This is a genomic window from Methanosarcina sp. Kolksee (assembly GCF_000969945.1).
GTDB lineage: Archaea > Halobacteriota > Methanosarcinia > Methanosarcinales > Methanosarcinaceae > Methanosarcina > Methanosarcina vacuolata.
The window spans coordinates 1,655,682-1,672,536 of the sequence record NZ_CP009524.1 but is presented as its reverse complement, the minus strand read 5'-3'; the positions used below and the strand labels follow the sequence as shown (position 1 = coordinate 1,672,536).

15 protein-coding genes are annotated in these 16,855 nt (G+C 40.2%); 11 read left to right on the top strand and 4 right to left on the bottom strand.

Annotation, left to right across the window (positions count from 1 at the left end):
* The first annotated feature begins 336 nt into the window (after positions 1–336).
* A complete protein-coding gene (locus MSKOL_RS06890) occupies positions 337–1,581 on the top strand; it encodes an IS110 family transposase (RefSeq protein WP_048154679.1) in 1,245 nt (414 codons plus the stop codon).
* A gap of 487 nt (positions 1,582–2,068) precedes the next feature.
* On the opposite strand, the gene MSKOL_RS06885 is transcribed toward MSKOL_RS06890, so the two are convergent.
* Entirely contained in the window at positions 2,069–3,664 is a 1,596-nt protein-coding gene (locus MSKOL_RS06885; protein ID WP_048154677.1) for a BatD family protein, read from the bottom strand.
* Between the two features lie 556 nt (positions 3,665–4,220).
* On the opposite strand from MSKOL_RS06885, the gene MSKOL_RS06880 reads away from it, so the two are divergent.
* The 3 genes from MSKOL_RS06880 to MSKOL_RS06870 all read left to right on the top strand — a co-directional run bounded on the left by MSKOL_RS06880 (position 4,221) and on the right by MSKOL_RS06870 (position 6,060).
* Positions 4,221–4,970, top strand: a complete 750-nt coding sequence (locus tag MSKOL_RS06880; RefSeq protein ID WP_048154674.1) for a Nif3-like dinuclear metal center hexameric protein — start codon at positions 4,221–4,223, stop codon at positions 4,968–4,970.
* 545 nt (positions 4,971–5,515) lie between these two features.
* Positions 5,516–5,722 carry a hypothetical protein gene (locus tag MSKOL_RS20995; RefSeq protein WP_048154671.1) on the top strand — a complete coding sequence of 69 codons (207 nt, stop codon included), beginning with the start codon at positions 5,516–5,518 and terminating at the stop codon, positions 5,720–5,722.
* The gene (locus MSKOL_RS06870) at positions 5,719–6,060 is read left to right on the top strand and encodes a pentapeptide repeat-containing protein (protein WP_082091058.1); all 342 of its coding nucleotides are present in this window, start codon (positions 5,719–5,721) and stop codon (positions 6,058–6,060) included. Before MSKOL_RS20995 ends, MSKOL_RS06870 begins: the two co-directional genes overlap by 4 nt.
* Positions 6,061–6,210: 150 nt before the next feature.
* Here the strand turns inward: MSKOL_RS06870 and MSKOL_RS06865 are convergent, their stop codons facing one another.
* The 3 genes from MSKOL_RS06865 to hisS all read right to left on the bottom strand — a co-directional run bounded on the left by MSKOL_RS06865 (position 6,211) and on the right by hisS (position 9,809).
* Positions 6,211–7,017, bottom strand: coding sequence for an HD domain-containing protein (locus MSKOL_RS06865; RefSeq protein WP_048154666.1), 807 nt, complete (start codon positions 7,015–7,017; stop codon positions 6,211–6,213).
* A 139-nt stretch (positions 7,018–7,156) separates the two neighbouring features.
* Entirely contained in the window at positions 7,157–7,399 is a 243-nt protein-coding gene (locus MSKOL_RS19895; protein ID WP_156150986.1) for a hypothetical protein, read from the bottom strand.
* Positions 7,400–8,573: 1,174 nt separating this feature from the next.
* Positions 8,574–9,809, bottom strand: coding sequence for a histidine--tRNA ligase (gene hisS, locus MSKOL_RS06860; protein ID WP_048119748.1), 1,236 nt, complete (start codon positions 9,807–9,809; stop codon positions 8,574–8,576).
* Between the two features lie 352 nt (positions 9,810–10,161).
* Between hisS and cobD the strand changes: the two genes are divergently transcribed.
* The 7 genes from cobD (at position 10,162) to MSKOL_RS06825 (ending at position 16,732) form a co-directional block, all read left to right on the top strand.
* Complete coding sequence (cobD, locus tag MSKOL_RS06855) at positions 10,162–11,652, top strand: threonine-phosphate decarboxylase CobD (protein WP_048154662.1); 1,491 nt, start codon at positions 10,162–10,164, stop codon at positions 11,650–11,652.
* Positions 11,649–12,635: a cobalamin biosynthesis protein gene (locus MSKOL_RS06850; RefSeq protein ID WP_048154660.1), complete on the top strand. Its 987-nt coding sequence runs from the start codon at positions 11,649–11,651 to the stop codon at positions 12,633–12,635. Before cobD ends, MSKOL_RS06850 begins: the two co-directional genes overlap by 4 nt.
* A gap of 361 nt (positions 12,636–12,996) precedes the next feature.
* The gene (gene cobZ, locus MSKOL_RS06845) at positions 12,997–13,539 is read left to right on the top strand and encodes an alpha-ribazole phosphatase CobZ (protein WP_048154657.1); all 543 of its coding nucleotides are present in this window, start codon (positions 12,997–12,999) and stop codon (positions 13,537–13,539) included.
* A 34-nt stretch (positions 13,540–13,573) separates the two neighbouring features.
* Complete coding sequence (gene cobS, locus MSKOL_RS06840) at positions 13,574–14,416, top strand: adenosylcobinamide-GDP ribazoletransferase (RefSeq protein ID WP_048154654.1); 843 nt, start codon at positions 13,574–13,576, stop codon at positions 14,414–14,416.
* Positions 14,401–15,012: an NTP transferase domain-containing protein gene (locus MSKOL_RS06835; RefSeq protein WP_048154651.1), complete on the top strand. Its 612-nt coding sequence runs from the start codon at positions 14,401–14,403 to the stop codon at positions 15,010–15,012. The genes cobS and MSKOL_RS06835 overlap by 16 nt, the downstream gene beginning before the upstream one ends.
* A gap of 13 nt (positions 15,013–15,025) precedes the next feature.
* Entirely contained in the window at positions 15,026–15,766 is a 741-nt protein-coding gene (locus MSKOL_RS06830; RefSeq protein WP_229397068.1) for an ABC transporter ATP-binding protein, read from the top strand.
* A 3-nt stretch (positions 15,767–15,769) separates the two neighbouring features.
* On the top strand, positions 15,770–16,732 hold the full coding sequence (locus MSKOL_RS06825) for a SufD family Fe-S cluster assembly protein (RefSeq protein WP_048154647.1): 963 nt from the start codon (positions 15,770–15,772) through the stop codon (positions 16,730–16,732).
* Positions 16,733–16,855: the final 123 nt, after the last annotated feature.

Genomic DNA, 16,855 nt, shown 5'->3' with positions numbered 1-16,855 from the left:
CTCACTTTCAATTCTTTTTTTGCTTCACATGCTTTTTTTTATTTTGGAAATTAATAAAGATATTTATTTTTTCTTTTGTTCAATTGACTCAGTACCAAAACAAACATGAAATTCTTCGAATAACAGGCACAAAGAAATGAAAGTACCTTTACCTTACCTTTTTTGACTATTGATTTCATCATTACCTTGGGCAGGAAGGTTGTACTAGATTTGGTTTTAAAAACCTTTCCAAAACTAATCAGTGAATTGTCATCGAAGGCTTAAATGTGACTTTGATCACGGATGCAAAATTGCCTTTTAGGCAATTCCACTGCCCAAAAAATGGGGTGATTTAAGTTGATTGGAATTGTAAACAAATCTTGTGGTTTAGATATCCATAAACGTTTTTTAATTGCTACTATTCTTAGTAAGTCGGGTGAAAAACAGCAACAACGTTTTGATAGGAATGATGAAGGAATTTTAGCTCTTAAAAATTGGGTTGTATCAGAAGAATGTGATGTTGTTGCATGCGAATCAACCAGTGACTTTTGGGTACCTATTCATGATTCATTGATAAAGCATCTACCTGTTATAATTGGAAATGCTCGAGATATGAAGGCATTTACACACAAAAAAACAGATAAAATTGACTCAGAAGTTATTGCACAACTTGCACTTAATAATATGATTCAGCCATCAAGAGTTTTCCCAAAAGATCAGAGGGAATTTCGTTCATACATTCGACTTCGTTTAGCACTTGTTAGAAAAAGAACAGATATAAAAAATGAAGCTCATGCTATTCTTACATCTGAAATGTTTAATTTACATGATGTACTGGCAGATATTTTTGGTAAAAATGGCGTAGCAATTCTATCAGGAATCTCTTCAGGTAAAACTGTTGACCAAATTATAGAAAGCCTTTCTCCAAACGTTCGTAAAAAAAGTTCTCAGATAAGAGAGACTCTGGATAGAGAAATATCTCAAAGTGCAGCAATAAGGCTTCAAATATGTCTTAAATTAATAAAGCACCTTGACGATGAAATAGAAGTTTTGGAAAAAGAAATCTTCATTTATTCTTATGGAAAGCATAAGCGTGAAATGGATATTTTGATGTCAATTCCAGGTATTGGAGAAATAGGTGCAGCAACTCTAATTTCTGAAATTGGAAATTTAAGAGATTTTCCTTCAGGAGATAAACTTGCTTCATGGCTTGGAATAGTTCCAAATGTGTATCAATCTGCTGATAAATACTACAAAGGGAGAATCACAAAGAGAGGGTCGAAAGTAGCAAGGTGGATTCTAACACAGATAGCTCAGGCAGCAGCAAGAAAGAAAAATAGCAGATTAAAAGAGTTTTTTAACCGGAAAATGAAGTCTATTGGGTATGCTAAGGCAATTATTGCGTTGGCAAGAAAAATAGTTACGATAATTTGGCACCTTATCACAAACGATGAGATGTATCAAGATGAAACAGGGTATCAAAAAGGAGAAGTTCATAAGAGGAAAATTGTTGAGACTGAAATCTTTTCGGTTGATGAACGCATAAAAATTATTAGTGGGATAATCGCGATTATGGAAAAAAAGGAAGAAGAGAGTACTTGAGGAAGATGTCCTCATGTACTTTCATGCAAAATCCAGTGATAAACGTGAAATTGAAAATCACTAGATTTTATAATTGGTTATAATCCATTAAATACGTCCTCTCGATGGAAGTCTTTCGATATCAAATATTGAGTTTGATTGAAGAACGAATTCTTCCTGCAAGTTCATGATTTCAATCGAAAAATACAAAAATCACTAGATTTTGGACCAGAGTCGTTCAATTTTTATTTTTATTCAAATGAGTTTCAAGGTAAAAAGAGCTCTTATCAACCTATTACTTTTGAAGACCAGTAAAAATAGCAAGATAAAATAATTCATAAGTGGTATAAATGGTTATGAAAAAGTGAAAAGTAATGAAAATTGTAATAAGTAATGAAAACAGTGAATCGTAATGGGATGAGGCTTTTTTCTCAGTAGATTCTATTAAATGCAAGAAATGAATGCCCTGGAAAGTCCAGAGCGTTCGAAACTCTCAATTTAAGTTTTTTCAGGTACGTCTTCTTCCCAGGATGAATGTAACTGCGAGAAGTCCTGCTATAGCAAGGACAGGGCCGAATCCGGAAGTATCTTCAGGATCTTCATTTTGTGCCAGACCCGATGATTTATTTTTTTCCTGATTGGAGTCAGTTTTTCCCTCAGGCTGCTTGCTGCTTCCTTCAAGAGAAATCGGCACTCCTACATAAACAACAGGAGTATCCGAAACGACCTCTCCTGAATATTCATCAAGGTCGAGGAAACTTGCCTTACATGCAGGCAGATGGATTTCTCCTTCTTTATGCATTTGAAGGATATAGGTTACTGTTTTTGAACCGCCGCTGCTTCCGAGAATCTGCTTGAAACTGGTTTCCCCGCTTATTAGTTTAGCTTCAGGAGGCACGGTGTCGGTTACTGTCACACTTGAATCAATGTTTCCTGTATTTTTTACAGTGATCGTTACGGTCAGTTCATCTCCGGAATTCAGTTGCTGTTTGTTTATGGTTTTTGTAACTGAGATTTCAGGCCCATAAATTTTTACCTTTTCCGAGTTATTGGAACCCGCGTCCCCATTCTGCCCATTAGGCAGGGTAAAGTTAGCCGTTGTTTTTGGGAAGGTGAATTCTCCCGGTTTTTCAGGAATTAGAGTGTATTCAAAAACTTTTTCAGCTAATTCCCCGGATTTAAGAGAAAGGGTCTTCTCGAGCACCGCATCTTTCTTAAGGTGCGTTTCGGAAGCTATCGAATCAGTAAGTACGATGTCATCTATGTCGCAAAGCCCTACGTTCCGGACATTGACCGAGACGTATATAGGCTTTCCCATGTGATTATCTCTTGTAATAAACTTTGAAATAACAAGGCCCCATTTTTTTTCTATTTTTATGACTTTGAAGCCTATGTCTTCGTACTTCTTGTTCCTTACATCCTCACATGTAATTTTTGCACTTATATTAAGATCAGTGTCTTCCCACGGCTTGGGAGCTTTCAATGTAATATTCACAGGTTCAAGAGTTTCCTCTTTAAGAACCTCTCCAAGTGTGTATTTCTTTTTTCCTTTAAGGACTTCCATCCCGGCTGTGTCGATAGTTAGAACGGCATTTTTAGCTTTTGCGTCTCCATCGTTTTTAATTTCTATCGAGACATCAATTGCACCGTCTCCGGTAGATTTCGAATCATATGTGTCCTTTTTTGTTTCAACGTCTATGTCAAATTCTGGCTCTCCTTTTATAAGGATATCCAGTTTAGCATAAGGGTTCCAGTTTCCTGTCTTGAACTCCTTTCCATCCTTTTTGATAATCTCATAATTCGGGTTCACTTCCTGGGCATAAACCTTTATCTTGTCGTCATATACGACTTCCAGGCCTGCGGAAAGTGGAGACGTCTTCAGTTTTTCCCCATCCTTCGAGATTGAAACAAACACCTGTTTGTTATCGTTAAAATCTTCTGCCTTTATAACATAGCCGTTAACTGTTACTGTATCCCCCCAGTACAGTGGTGTTCCATCCTTTTTCTCTACCCACTCGATGTCTTCTTCCGCAAGAGCGATTATTGAGAAAGCCGAAGTGAAGAAAACGGCAAGTAATGCAATCAGTGCAAGCTTCTTAGCCATAGTTACCTTCCTTGAATTTGATCTCTTTATACTGGATTTTCGCACTGGAAGCATGCATTTTGAGCTGCTGTAATGGCTACGGCTCTTCATTTTTTTGTATTTTTTAAATTATATATAATTACTAACTTCTTATTCACGAATGATACCATTCATATGATACCATCCGTATTTTACAATTCGATGCATTGATTTTGCCCCAGCACTCCCCTATGATTTACAATTTTCTAACTCGATGTTACTTTATTAACTCCAATTTCATGGTTTCTTCATTAAAATCCAGGATCATTTAAAATTTGTAATTTATTGTCTAAATTGGTTAGATCTATATGGTAGTATTAAGGTCGTTTTAATCAGAAATTTGTCTAAACTCTATAAGTTATCTTAACATAAGATATTTTAATTTTTTGTACTGTTTCAATTTTGAATAAACTTCTTATATAGAGTCGTTTTCTTTATAAGGTCGTGTATATTTAACAGAATCAGGAAAGGAAATCTTGGAAGTTTCTAAATTTAATAAATAAGTATTCGTCCCTTCCGGACATCAGAGGTCTTTTTCATGGAACTTATGAAAGTTGTAGAAATTCTCGAAGAAATCGCGCCACCTGAACTTGCTGAAGACTTTGACGAAGGCAGGATCGGGCTAATTCTCAACCTGGAAAATAACATAGAAAAAATTGCAGTTGCCCTCGATGCCAGTTCTTATACGCTTGAGAAAGCTGCAGAAATGAGAGCAAATCTTCTAATTACCCACCATACCCTTATCTTCCATCCGATTAACAAAATCTCAAAATCCCTGGCTGAATCTCTCAGGCTTGCCCTCGATAACGGGATTTCCCTTTACAGCATGCATACGAATTATGATAGAGCCGAAGGAGGCATTAATGACGTGCTTGCTGCAAGGCTCGGGTTAAAGAATCTCAAAAATGTGGAAGTCGGCAGAATAGGAGAGATAGAAACCTGTGCTTCGGCTGAACTGGCGTCCAATGTATCGGAGACCCTGCAAACTCCTGTCATATATGCAGGAGAAAAAGAGGGGATAAGTCGGGTAATGGTCGTCGGTGGCAGTGGCTTTGCGACTGAGTTCCTTGAAATTGCAAGGGCAAATAGAGTTGATGCCTTCATATCTTCCGAACTTAAGCATAATATTCTCCGCGAGTATGAGGATCTCTGCCTTATTGACGCTACTCACTATGCCACGGAAAATCCGGGCATGGAGGCTTTATGCTCCAGACTGCGTGAAATTTCCGGTCTTGAGGTGGAATTTATCGAACAGCCATCCGGACTCAAGGCAATTGATAAATCCTGAACATCTTTCCGGATTCTGGCCCAGAGGAATATCCTGAAAAATTCAAACTAAAATAAGACGGTAACTAAAATAAAATCTTAATAAAAATAAAAGTTAAATAATAATTAAATCTTAATAAAAATGAAGTCTTAATAATAATTAAATCTTAATAATAATTAAATCTTGATAAAAATAGTAGGACTTACGCAGTAGAACTGAAAAATCAACAGCATCAGACTATTAACTGTCTAAAACGTGACTTTAATCCACAGTCTTTGCTGTAATTGATTTTGTTCCTCAAGTTCGTAAGTCCTAAATAATATATTAAATTAAAATAATATTCTAACTAAAAAGATCCTGTTAAAATAATTGAAAATAAGTTTACGTGAAAATGTCGATTACAACAAAATATGTTTTAGGAATGATAAAAATATAACTTCAAATTTGCAGTTCAGGAATTGATCTGTACATAATTTCATTATCTCAATAATGATTCTTGACAACAATACTTTGATATGATACTTGAATCATTCCTTAACTCAGTTAAACGTAGGAGTAATTTTAATATGACAGAGGAAAAGGAACAAAGTAGACCGGATATAGGAAAAAAGGATCAAGACAGACCGGAAACAAAGGAAAAAGATAAAAATATAGGGGAAGAACTTAAAGAAGATTCTCTGGAATCAATGCTTGTAGAACAGTCAAGAAGTCAGATTCGTTCGGATTACCGGCGAAGTCTGGGCAATGAAAATCGTAGAAGATACATGGAATGAATTTACATGGAATGAATTTGTATGGAATGAATTTGTATGGAATGAATTTGTATGGAATGAATTTGTATGGAATGAATTTGCATGGAATGAATTTGTATGGAATGAATTTGCATGGAATGAATTTGCATGGAATGAATTTGCATGGAATGAATTTGCATGGAATGAATTTGCATGGAATGAATTTGCATGGAATGAATTTGCATGGAATGAATTTGCATGGAATGAATTTGCATGGAATGAATTTGCATGGAATGAATTTGCATGGAATGAATTTGCATGGAATGAATTTGCATGGAATGAATTTGCATGGAATGAATTTGCATGGAATGAATTCGTAGTGGATTTCTCTTTTCTAACAGCCCAAGTTTAAAATTTTTACAGATTGTTTTCTTATCTCTTTTGCTTCAGTTTATCTACACTTCACTAACGTTTCAGTTTTATCCTGATCTATGCTCTTTAAGGCTTATTGGCTTAGCTAACATCCGTTTTCACAGCTTTATTTCTGCTCTGGTTTCAACTGCGTTCAAATAGCTCTCAATATGTTCGCGTACCATTTGCATTTCTTCAGTTTCTGGCATTGAGTACAGAATTATCTCAAGATAACCGCGTTCTCTGAGAAGAGAAAAAGCTGCAGGAAAACTAATGTCAAAAATCCAGCTAAGGCGGAGAAGTTTAATATCATTCCGGTTTTTTGCATCTGCAAGCTTTGACATCCTGTTATTCAGGATATCCTCAACTATGTTTTCCGAACATCCGGGCGTATCGGGAATATTGAATTCGAGAACTGGATTCCTGAGCTCTTCTTCTTTTTCACAATCTTCACTCACAAGCTTCAGAATATCCAGTTTATCGGCATCCCGGATCAATTTCAAATAAAAAAGGAATTCTGTTGTAGTTTCTGTGCATTCGGGAATTTCCATGCGATTATGATATTCCACAGCTTTCAGAATTATATCTTTCTCTTTCGGAGATAGAATGGAAAGAATCCCGGTATTTTCCAGAATTTTTACGCCAAGCAGGGCATGATCTTCAGATTCTGAGTCTTTGAACGTCCTGTATTTAGTAAACTGTTCAAAGCGGCCCAGGTCATGAAATAAAGCTATTGCTTCAGCGAGCCTGTAGTCTTTTTCTTCCACATTTTCCGCTTTGGCAAGTAAAAGGATATTTTCACAGACTCTTGCCGTATGTTCGATTTTTAGCTTAACGTTTTCCTGGATAAAGACCTCAGGAGAGGAAAATTGGTCTACATAATCCAGAAACCATTTTTTGAAAAAGTCCAGGTCTTCCTTCTGCATGCTTTTTCAATAGTAGTTTTAATGTATAACATTTTCGTATATCTACGGAGGCTTTGAGATTTAGGCTCTTCTTCGTTTTATGTGGATATCCTCATAATGTCCTCATAAAAACCAATGCGTTATTGAATTGAAAATAATCTTATCTATAGGAAATGGCGAAGAGCCAATAATCTTCTGTCCCATTAAGAAAAGGTCGTACACCAGTGCATCGATTCCAAAGTATGTCAGAAATGAATTTTTTGAAAACCACTGAAAGCACGGAAGACACGGAAATCAGTAGTAAAGGCGTGTTTCTTCCGTGCTTTCCGTGTTTTCCGTGGTTGTAATATCCAGATAGAATCACTATGCGACAGGCTGCGTTTTCCGTGTTACAAAATTCCATGTGACTTGAAAATAATATTTGCGTCATAGACTGTATCTATTTTTGTATTATGTGCATATTTGAGATCGATATACTAGAAAATATCCCAAAGTATCAAAGCTCTCATATCCTGTTGAATTATATGAATGAGGACCAAAAGGAAGCTATCCGACAATTCAAATTCAGGGCAGAAATTTGTAAAAAAAATAAGGCTTTTAAAGCCTTAAAACAAAAAAGGAGGAATTTTATCGCTAACTACGGTTGTGAGACAGCCTGCGGAGGTCAGGGTATTCATAACTCTTTGCGATCCCGATAGAATAAACACATTCTTTCCAAATATGGATTCTCGTTTTTCAGATATGATTTATTTCAGTCGAATACCTCTCTAGCTTGCTGCGCGGTGCGCCAGCGCAACTTTAATTTTTAAGAGTTGTGAGATCAGCCCAAATTAATTTCCTAGACCTTGTTACCCACTTTCCGCATTTGAACACAAATGTAGAATTAATTTGCCGAATTGTCTAAAATATTTACTTTAAAGACAGGCAAATTTTACTTTACTGCCTTATTGGGAAAGTTGATTGCGTTTTTGTGTGTATATACGGAAAGTGGGTTGCTTTGTAAGTTACTGTTTGAGCTTTTGGTCTCTGGATTCCAATCGTTGAGCCACCTCTGATTGAATTCCAAACATTATAATTTTTAAACACCTATATAATCTGTATTACCAAAGTATCTAACAATTAACATTTTAGTCAACTTTATGAAAATCAGTGATTGAAACAAATAAGTATGCTAATTTTGGTCAGTGCGCCTCTTATGGGTAATCCTCAGATGCGAACCACGCCTGCCACAGAAATTATGCTGAATTTGCAACTGAAAGCCAGAGTACTTTTACACAGAGTAATTTTACACAGAGTAATTTTACACAGAGTACTTTTGCAAATTCTGCCTGGGTCTTGTAAGAGAAAGTTTTCGTAAGACCATACTTGCAGCTATAAGTCAGAATCTAATCCTGCACACTTCCCTGTACACCTGAACTCTCTGAAAATCGATATTGGTAATATAGGAAAATGTAACCAAAAAGAGGAATAAGGTCCAATATACAAGTAAACAAAATTGCGTACTGCTGCCTGAACCTAAATAGGCTCTCCAACAATTTAATGAGAGTAAAAAGAATGAAAGAAAAAATCTTTCAACTTTAGCTAGGTGAAACTTTCTCAATAATCTCATCAAGCGTCAGAAGTTCCTGTTCTCCTGAAACCATATCTCTCAGCGTAAGCTTTCCTGCTTCTAATTCTTTTTCACCAACTATAACCACGTAATCAGCGTTGATGGTATTTGCATAAGAAAGTTGGGCTTTGAAATTACGCTGCATGAGGTCTACATGGACCGGCACGTACTTCCTTAGTTCATTTGCAAAACTTATCGCTTTTAGATGAAGATCAGGTTTTGAGACCAGCATAAGGGTTTTAGGAGCAGGCGGGGTAAGAGGGCAGATTTCCATAATCCTATCAAAACCTATCCCGAAGCCGGTTGAAGGCACGTCTCCGCCTCCGAAAAGCTGGATAAGCTGGTAAGAACCTCCACCGCAGACCTGTTTCTGGGCACCGAGGCCCTCGGCATAGACCTCAAAAACCATGCCTGTATAGTAATCAAGCCCGCGTGCAATCCCGAAGTCAAGGGAGTAATCGACTCCGTATGCGTCGAGAAGCTTGAGGGTCTTTTCAAAGCTTACAAGTTCAGGGATATTTCCAACTATTTTTATTACTTCAGGGAGTATATGCTTGCCTTCCAGTTTTATCAGGTGGAAAAGGTCGGACTTGAGCTGTTCTTCGGCTCCTATTTCTTCAAGCAGTGCTTCAAGGCCGGCATACTCTTTTTTATCCACAAGCCGCATAACCTTGCTCACAATTTCCGGTTCAAGCCCACTCAAGAGCGTACGTATGACCGCAAGGTTTCCGAGCTTCATGTCGCCCTTCACTCCGGCGGATTTTAACATGGCATCGGCAAGGGCAATAACCTCGGCATCGGAATCGGGTTTTCCGCTTCCTATAAGTTCAACCCCGAACTGCCAGAATTCCCTGAAACGGCCTTTCTGGGGGCGCTCATAGCGGAAACAGTTTTCAAAGTAAAATAATTTTAAAGGCTTCGGAAAAGGCTGAAGTTCATTTATATACATACGCATGACAGGAGCAGTAAGCTCAGGCCTGAGGGTCATTTCCCTGCCGCCTTTGTCCGTAAAGTTGTAGAGCTCCCCTATGATCCCTTCTCCTGACTTCAGGGTGAAAAGATCAAGATGTTCAAACGTGGGCGTAATGATTTCACTGTAGCCCCATTTGCGGGCAACGTCTCGCATAACACTTTCCACGTATCTTCTCCGGGCAGTATCGGCAGGTAAAAAGTCCCGGGTCCCTCTTGGTCTATTAACTGTCATTTTTAAATGCACCTGATAATCAAATTAAAACAATTACTTTAAAGCTTAATTTAGAGTTTTGCTTCATTTAGGGTTTTTACTTTAAGATATAATTTGGAGCTTTTTAGCGTTTCTGGACTGTACTAGTTAAAAGCAAGCTATTTTACTTTTTCGATACCTATCTGAAGCCGCCAAAAAACGACAGCTTAAATACAGAAATAATATATTTGTTCTGTAAAATAAAGTAGAATGGATTCCAGAAGCAGAAGTTTTCGCAATCAAACAATTGTAAAGCAAATAAAGGCAAGTTTACGTTGAATAATATAATAAGCAGATTAATATACATGATTCACACTAAATATTTGCGATTACCGTGTCCGAGCAAAGAAGTGTACCTTTAAGGAAACATCTACTGGACCTGAAGCCCTGCAGGCATGGAGGGTTAGTTCAGGAAACATCTGAAACTTACGGGATTCCTGAAAGTGAAATTCTTGACTTCAGTGCAAACTTTAATCCTCTGGGAAACCCTTTTGAGCATCCGGAAAGCGGATTGAACTTTGATGAGATTCTTAATGCTGGTTTTAAGAAACTTACCGAATATCCTGACAACAGGTATCCTGAGTTTCGAGAAGCTGCTGCAAAGTTCGTAGGGCATGGCGTAAGCCCAAAGAATATTATTCCGGGTAACGGTTCAACGGAAATTATAAGGCTTGTAGTGGAATGCGTGGTTGAAAAAGGAGATACTGTCCTTCTACCCTGGCCCACTTTCGGAGAATACGAAATGCAGTGCCGGATTATGGGAGCAGAACTGCAGTACCCAAGCCAGGACGAAGTCGAAAAACTTCCTGACGAGCTTCTGGAAAAAGCAAAAATCCTGTTCATCTGTAACCCCAATAACCCTACTGGGAAACTCCGTACTCGAGAAGAAATCAAAGCTCTTGCGGAACGTTGTACACAGCACAAAACACTTCTTTTCGTGGACGAAGCTTTTATTGAGCTTTCAGATCCTTCACAGAGTGTTGCAGATCTTGCAGTAAACAACAATTACGTTTTTGTCATGCGTTCCCTTACAAAGGACTTTGCAATCCCGGGAATCCGGATGGGCTTCGGAATAGCTTCCCCTGAGGTAGCTGAAATTCTGGATACTGCCAGACTTTCCTGGAACCTTGGAACCCTGGCAGACGCTGTAGCGACTTCTCTTCTTAATATTGAAGGCGGGATTGAAAACCCGTACCTGAAAAAAGCGAGGGATATGATCAGGGAAGAAGGAGAGGTTTTTAAGGCGAAACTCGATAGGATAAGGGGTTTTAAAGCCGGAGAGGTGAATGTAAACTTTATCCTGGTTGATATCAGTAAATTCATGCTTGATTCAACGGAATTAACTGCACGTCTGGCAGCTCGTGGAGTCCTCATAAGGGACTGTTCTTCCCTCCACGGCCTTGGAAAAGATTACATAAGGCTTGCAGTCCGGACTTTCGAAGAAAACGACAGGATAATTGCTGCAATCGGGGATATAATTACCGAGTGGGGTAGAGAACAGGCAAAACAAGAACTGCAGAATGTGATCGAAAAGGCTTCTGAAGAAGGCATTGGAGGCAGGAAAACCTGCGAATACTATCCCTGCCACTTTGAAGGCCAGAACTGTACCTTCTGCTTCTGTCCGTTCTATCCCTGTGAAGACGAGCGCACAGGAGGAAAATGGATCCAGAGCTCAAGAGGCGGAAAAGTCTGGAGCTGTGTTGACTGTCATCTGGTTCACAAGACGGAAACTGCGCAGAAAATCCTTGACTGTCTTATGCAGGAAGGAGATACTGACGAACTCGTGAAAGTTGCCTGGAAGAAAGTGATGGAGCCTATCCTATGATTGTACCAGACAGCGGGCATCTTGCCCTAGTACTTTTGCTTGCAGCCGCCATAGACATATTTTTCGGGGAGCCGCCTGCTGCCGTACACCCTGTTGTGTGGATAGGAAAACTAATCAATTTTTTTATAAATGCGGCTCCTCAGACTCACAGGAAAGCCTACGGAGTTGCAATGGCTCTCTGCTGTGTATTTTCTGCAGCCTTGCTGGGTTACACCGTGCTTTACATAGCAGCCCTTCCGGGAATTCCCAGGGTGCTTTCCCTTCTTATAGAGGCATATTTCCTGAAAGCCACCTTTGCTGTTAACTGCCTGCTCGGCCCTGCAAAGGAGATTTATGGGCACCTCGAAGCAAACAGGCTTGATAAAGTCCGGGAACTGCTCCCAATATATGTAAGCCGGAACACTTCAAAACTTACCAGAAACCAGATGTCTTCCGCAGTTATCGAATCCGTATCCGAAAACTATGTTGACGGCATCCTGAGCCCCATTTTTTACTATACCCTTTTCGGAAAATACGGGCTTGTTGCAGCATATGCATTTAAAGCCATAAGTACTCTGGACTCAATGGTTGGGTATAAAACCGAGCCCTACATGGAACTTGGGTACTTCTCAGCGAAATCCGATGACGTATTGAACTGGATCCCTGCCCGCATCTCCGTTATATTCATTCTTGCAGCAGCCTTTATAGCCAGTCTGCTCCCGAAAAAACAGGGAAAATTTTCTCCCTTTAACAGTATAAAGAGTGCTTTTGAAGACGGAATGAAAACTCCGTCCCCCAATTCCGGTTATCCCATGGCAGCTACTGCAGGAGCGCTCGGGGTCAAACTTGAAAAACCCGATACTTATATACTTGGGGCCTTATATCCCCCGACCGAAGTAAAGGATATAAAAAGGGTATCCCAATTAATAGCAATTGCTTCAGGCTTCTCGCTTGTTGCCTGTGCAGCAGTAATTCATTTAGCAGGGATATACCTGTATCCGTGACCCTTCCTTCGCTGCCAGAACCTGATTCCTGAGAGCGTGTCTTAAAATTAAATTTGGTTCTATAATTGGGATAGGACTTATGCATTTAAATGATAAACGGAGTGTCAAACTGTTAATGTCCAAAACGAAAATTTAAACCATGATGTTTGTTGTGTTTGATTTTATGCATTGAGTGTGTAATATGAATTTAAAAGGAACGTTGCCTATTATCCAATTGTATAAATTATTTGAATTTTAAGACGGCTTCTGAGATAATCTGAATCCTTCATGGAAATACGGGTTATGAGAAAAGCCAGTGTAATAGCGTTAAAGATTTTCAAAAGCTAATAAAACCATTTTTTAACAACCCCGAAGTGATCATATGAAGTTATCCGATATTGAGGAAAAAGACCTGAAAAAAGGGCAGCCTGAGAAAGTAGAAGAAAAAGCTACAGTCAACATCCTCGATGTCCTTGCTGAAGAAGGCATCAGTGTTCAGGACCTTGCTGATACGGCTCTGGAAATGTACGTTCCCCATCCAGGGCTTGAGACCAGAGAGAAAGCCGACGCTTTATTTAAGAGGGAACTTAAGTACGCACTTTCGGATCCAAACCTCTGCCTTCTAATCTATTCCGGGGTCTTGCTGGAGCGGGAAGGCAGGGCAGGAACCCTTCCGAACCTTAGCAAAAGTTCTTATGAAAAAGACCTTACTTTTATAATTGCAGATGAAGTGCTCGGCACAAGTATTGCAACCTATATCAGCGGTTCCAAGGGCGCTTTTGAGTTTGTCAGGTTTGACAAACAGAAACCTGGAATCCTTGCAAAGCTCGGGCCTTTTATGGATGACGTTATCGGGGGCCTTATAGGAGGCGTGTCTTCCAATATGTATTCAAGAGGTATGGCAGAATTTGTAGGGACGGACTGAAATAAGGAAATGATTGAAAAACAGGCGGTGCGCGATGAATTCATATTTGCTTGCTTTTAAATCTGGGTTTGGTTTCCTGTCCACTATTCCTGTAGGGATCAGCATGGAAGGAATCGACGAACTCATGAAGAAAATCTACTTTTATCCCGTTGTGGGAGCCGTACTCGGGCTTCTCATAGGTGCAGTTGCATTCATAGGGCAGGTAATATTTCCCGGGCCTGTGCTTGCAGCCCTTATCATGGGATTCATATATTATATTACAGGCTTTAATCACCTCGATGGAGTCACGGACATAGGGGACGGTTTTATGGCCCATGGGTCACATGAGAAGAAAATCAAGGCCCTGAAAGACACGACCATCGGGACAGGAGGAGTATCCTTTTGCATTCTCGTATTACTTACTCTGTACAGTTCGATAAGGGCAATACAGCAAGGAGGTTCCGTTGTTTTTGGAGCTAACCTTCCGGCTTTAATGCTTGCATCAATGTTTATTGCAGAGGTCAGTGCAAAACAGTCCATGCTAACTATTGCTGCCTTTGGAAAGCCCATACCTCCGCAGGAAAAACAGGCTTACCCTGGCCTGGGAGCCATGACTATAAGCGGAGCGACCAGAAAGAATTTTCTGATTGGATTCATATTCGGAGCTATAGTTTGCTTTCTGCCTTTTGGATGGATAGGGCTGTTGCCTTATCTGGGAGCCTGTATCTCGGCTCTGGTGATTCTTAACCGAAGCTATGCCCATTTTGGGGGATTAAACGGTGATGGAATTGGCACTGCTAACGAAATTGGTCGGGTAACTGCACTCATTATTATCGCAGTTCTCCTGAATTTTTCATTGAATGGATACATGGGAGGTTTAAAATGGACGCTATTGTAATGGCAGGGGGGTTCGGACAGAGGCTTGGAATGGGAGAAAAGCCTTGTGTTGAATTGCTTGGAAAACCACTTATAGCCTATGTGATAGATACCCTGAGGGCCTCAGAGAATATAGACAGGGTTTTTGTAGCGGTCTCCCCTGTTACCCCAAGGACAGAAATTATGATCCAGGAACGCTACAAAGGAGAAGTTCGCGTAATCAGGACTTTTGGCGGAAACTATGTAGGGGATATGGTCCACGCGGTAGAAACCGCAGAAACGGTGGGGCCTGTAATGATTATTATGTCGGACCTTCCCCTGATAAACCCTGAACTTATCGATTCCGTAATCAAGAAATATAGGGAAGAAGGAAAGCCAGCGCTCTCGGTATATGTTCCTATAAATGTCTGCAAAGGAGCCGGAATCAGGCCGGATACGGTCTTTAACAAGGATGGGAAGCTGATAGTACCTTCCGGAATTAATATTCTGGACAGTTCTCAAATCCGAAACGAACAGGAAGACTTTAATCTGATACTTGATAATCCCAAACTAGCAATAAACGTAAATACCGTTAAGGATTTGCAGCACTGCAAGGATCTGCTGCAGGGCCAAGAATAAAAAACTTATAGAGGTGTCAGAGATTCTATCTGTAAAAAACCTGGTGCTAAGCCGTGATGGAAAGAAAATCCTGCGAGGGGTCAATCTTGAGGTAGGCGACCGGGAAATTCACAGCATTATCGGCGCAAATGGTGCAGGAAAAAGTACCCTTGCCTATACCCTGATGGGACTCCAGGGTTATGAACATGAGGAAGGCAGCCTCATCTTTAATGGGGAAGATATTTCAAAACTTTCAATAACCGAACGTGCAAAAAAAGGCATTACCCTTGCCTGGCAGGAACCTGCCCGCTTTGAAGGGCTGAAAGTAAGGGATTATCTGGCAATCGGGGCAAAAGGCAATGGAGGCGCTACTGAAGAAGAGCTGAAAGAGGCCCTGAGGAAGGTTGACCTTAAACCTGAAAAATACCTGGATAGGGAAGTTGGAGAGGCGCTCAGTGGAGGTGAAAGAAAACGCATAGAACTTGCGTCCATAATTACAATGAAACCGAAGCTTGCTATTCTCGACGAGCCTGACTCCGGAATTGATGTTGTTTCCTTAAAGGAAATCGTAAACCTGATCCAAACTTTCAAAGAAAACGGTTCCTCGGTACTTGTAATCACACACAGGAAGGAAATTGCAGCCGCTTCCGATAAAGCATCCCTGATGTGCGAAGGGGTTATCCTCAGGAGCGGAGACCCCCTGGAAATCAGTGAATTTTTCAAAAACAGGTGTATACCATGTGACAGCAGGGTATCCCCACCAAAGGCGGCCTGAAAAATGACTCAGATAACTCTTAATACGCTTTCCAGCGAAATCAAAGATATGGACGCAGCCTATTCGGCATCCGGTGGAGATGCTGAAGCCCTGCATAACCATGAGCTTGCAAGCCTTGTGATAAGCGGAAATAAGGTTCTTAATGCGAATGGGATAGAAGGAATTGTGCTCGAACCCCAGGAGACCGAACATGGAGTGGACGTTAAACTGACTATTAAGAAAGGGTACAAAATTCCATTTCCTATCCACCTTTGCTTCGGGCTTATTCCTGAAGATGGGCTCCAGGAAATAAATATGAATTTTGTAGCCGAAGAAGACTCGGCTGTTGAACTCATCGCTCACTGTACATTCCCTAATGCTGTAAAGATTATTCATAGAATGGAGGCTCAAATGCATATAGGGAAGAATGCTTCATTAAAGTACACAGAAACTCACTTCCACGGACCACATGGGGGAGCTCAGGTAATTCCAAAGGCCCATGTAAAGGTAGAGGAAGGCGGCAGTTATTTCAATAATTTCTCCCTGATCTCGGGAAGAGTAGGAGTTCTCGAATTCGACTATGACGTGGATGCCGAAAAAGATTCTATCTGTGAAATGGTTACCAAGGTCTACGGAAAAAAGGACGACAAAATCAGGATCATGGAAAAAGTATCCCTTAATGGGGAAAACGCCAGAAGTGTGATCAAAAGCCGACTGGCCATTACAGAAGATGCGGAGTCGGAGTTTAAGGGAATTACTGAAGGTCATGCACCAAGGTCCAGAGGACATGTGGACTGTTTGGAGGTTCTTCAGGGCAATGCAAAAGCCGAAGCTGTCCCGATTATACGCGTTGATAATCCTCTGGCCAAGGTAACTCACGAAGCAGCAATCGGGTGTGTGGACAAAAAAGAAGTCGAAACTCTTATGGCCCGCGGCCTCGAAGAAGACGATGCTATTGACACTATCGTAAAGGGAATGCTGGCTTGAAGCCTCTTATTCCCTTTTACAGGGCATCAATTAAGTGTGTCAGTAAGGAAATGTAGAAAGCTAAAAGATGTACAGAGTTAAAAAATGTAGAAAATTAAAAGGCGTACAGAGTTAAAAAATATA

Coding starts and splice junctions, on each gene's coding strand:
- MSKOL_RS06885 (WP_048154677.1), bottom strand. CDS start 3,664: ATGGCTAAGAAGCTTGCACTGATTGCATTACTTGCCGTTTTCTTCACT.
- MSKOL_RS06880 (WP_048154674.1), top strand. CDS start 4,221: ATGGAACTTATGAAAGTTGTAGAAATTCTCGAAGAAATCGCGCCACCT.
- MSKOL_RS20995 (WP_048154671.1), top strand. CDS start 5,516: ATGACAGAGGAAAAGGAACAAAGTAGACCGGATATAGGAAAAAAGGAT.
- MSKOL_RS06870 (WP_082091058.1), top strand. CDS start 5,719: ATGAATTTACATGGAATGAATTTGTATGGAATGAATTTGTATGGAATG.
- MSKOL_RS06865 (WP_048154666.1), bottom strand. CDS start 7,017: ATGCAGAAGGAAGACCTGGACTTTTTCAAAAAATGGTTTCTGGATTAT.
- MSKOL_RS19895 (WP_156150986.1), bottom strand. CDS start 7,399: ATGGAATTTTGTAACACGGAAAACGCAGCCTGTCGCATAGTGATTCTA.
- hisS (WP_048119748.1), bottom strand. CDS start 9,809: ATGACAGTTAATAGACCAAGAGGGACCCGGGACTTTTTACCTGCCGAT.
- MSKOL_RS06850 (WP_048154660.1), top strand. CDS start 11,649: ATGATTGTACCAGACAGCGGGCATCTTGCCCTAGTACTTTTGCTTGCA.
- cobZ (WP_048154657.1), top strand. CDS start 12,997: ATGAAGTTATCCGATATTGAGGAAAAAGACCTGAAAAAAGGGCAGCCT.
- cobS (WP_048154654.1), top strand. CDS start 13,574: ATGAATTCATATTTGCTTGCTTTTAAATCTGGGTTTGGTTTCCTGTCC.
- MSKOL_RS06835 (WP_048154651.1), top strand. CDS start 14,401: ATGGACGCTATTGTAATGGCAGGGGGGTTCGGACAGAGGCTTGGAATG.
- MSKOL_RS06825 (WP_048154647.1), top strand. CDS start 15,770: ATGACTCAGATAACTCTTAATACGCTTTCCAGCGAAATCAAAGATATG.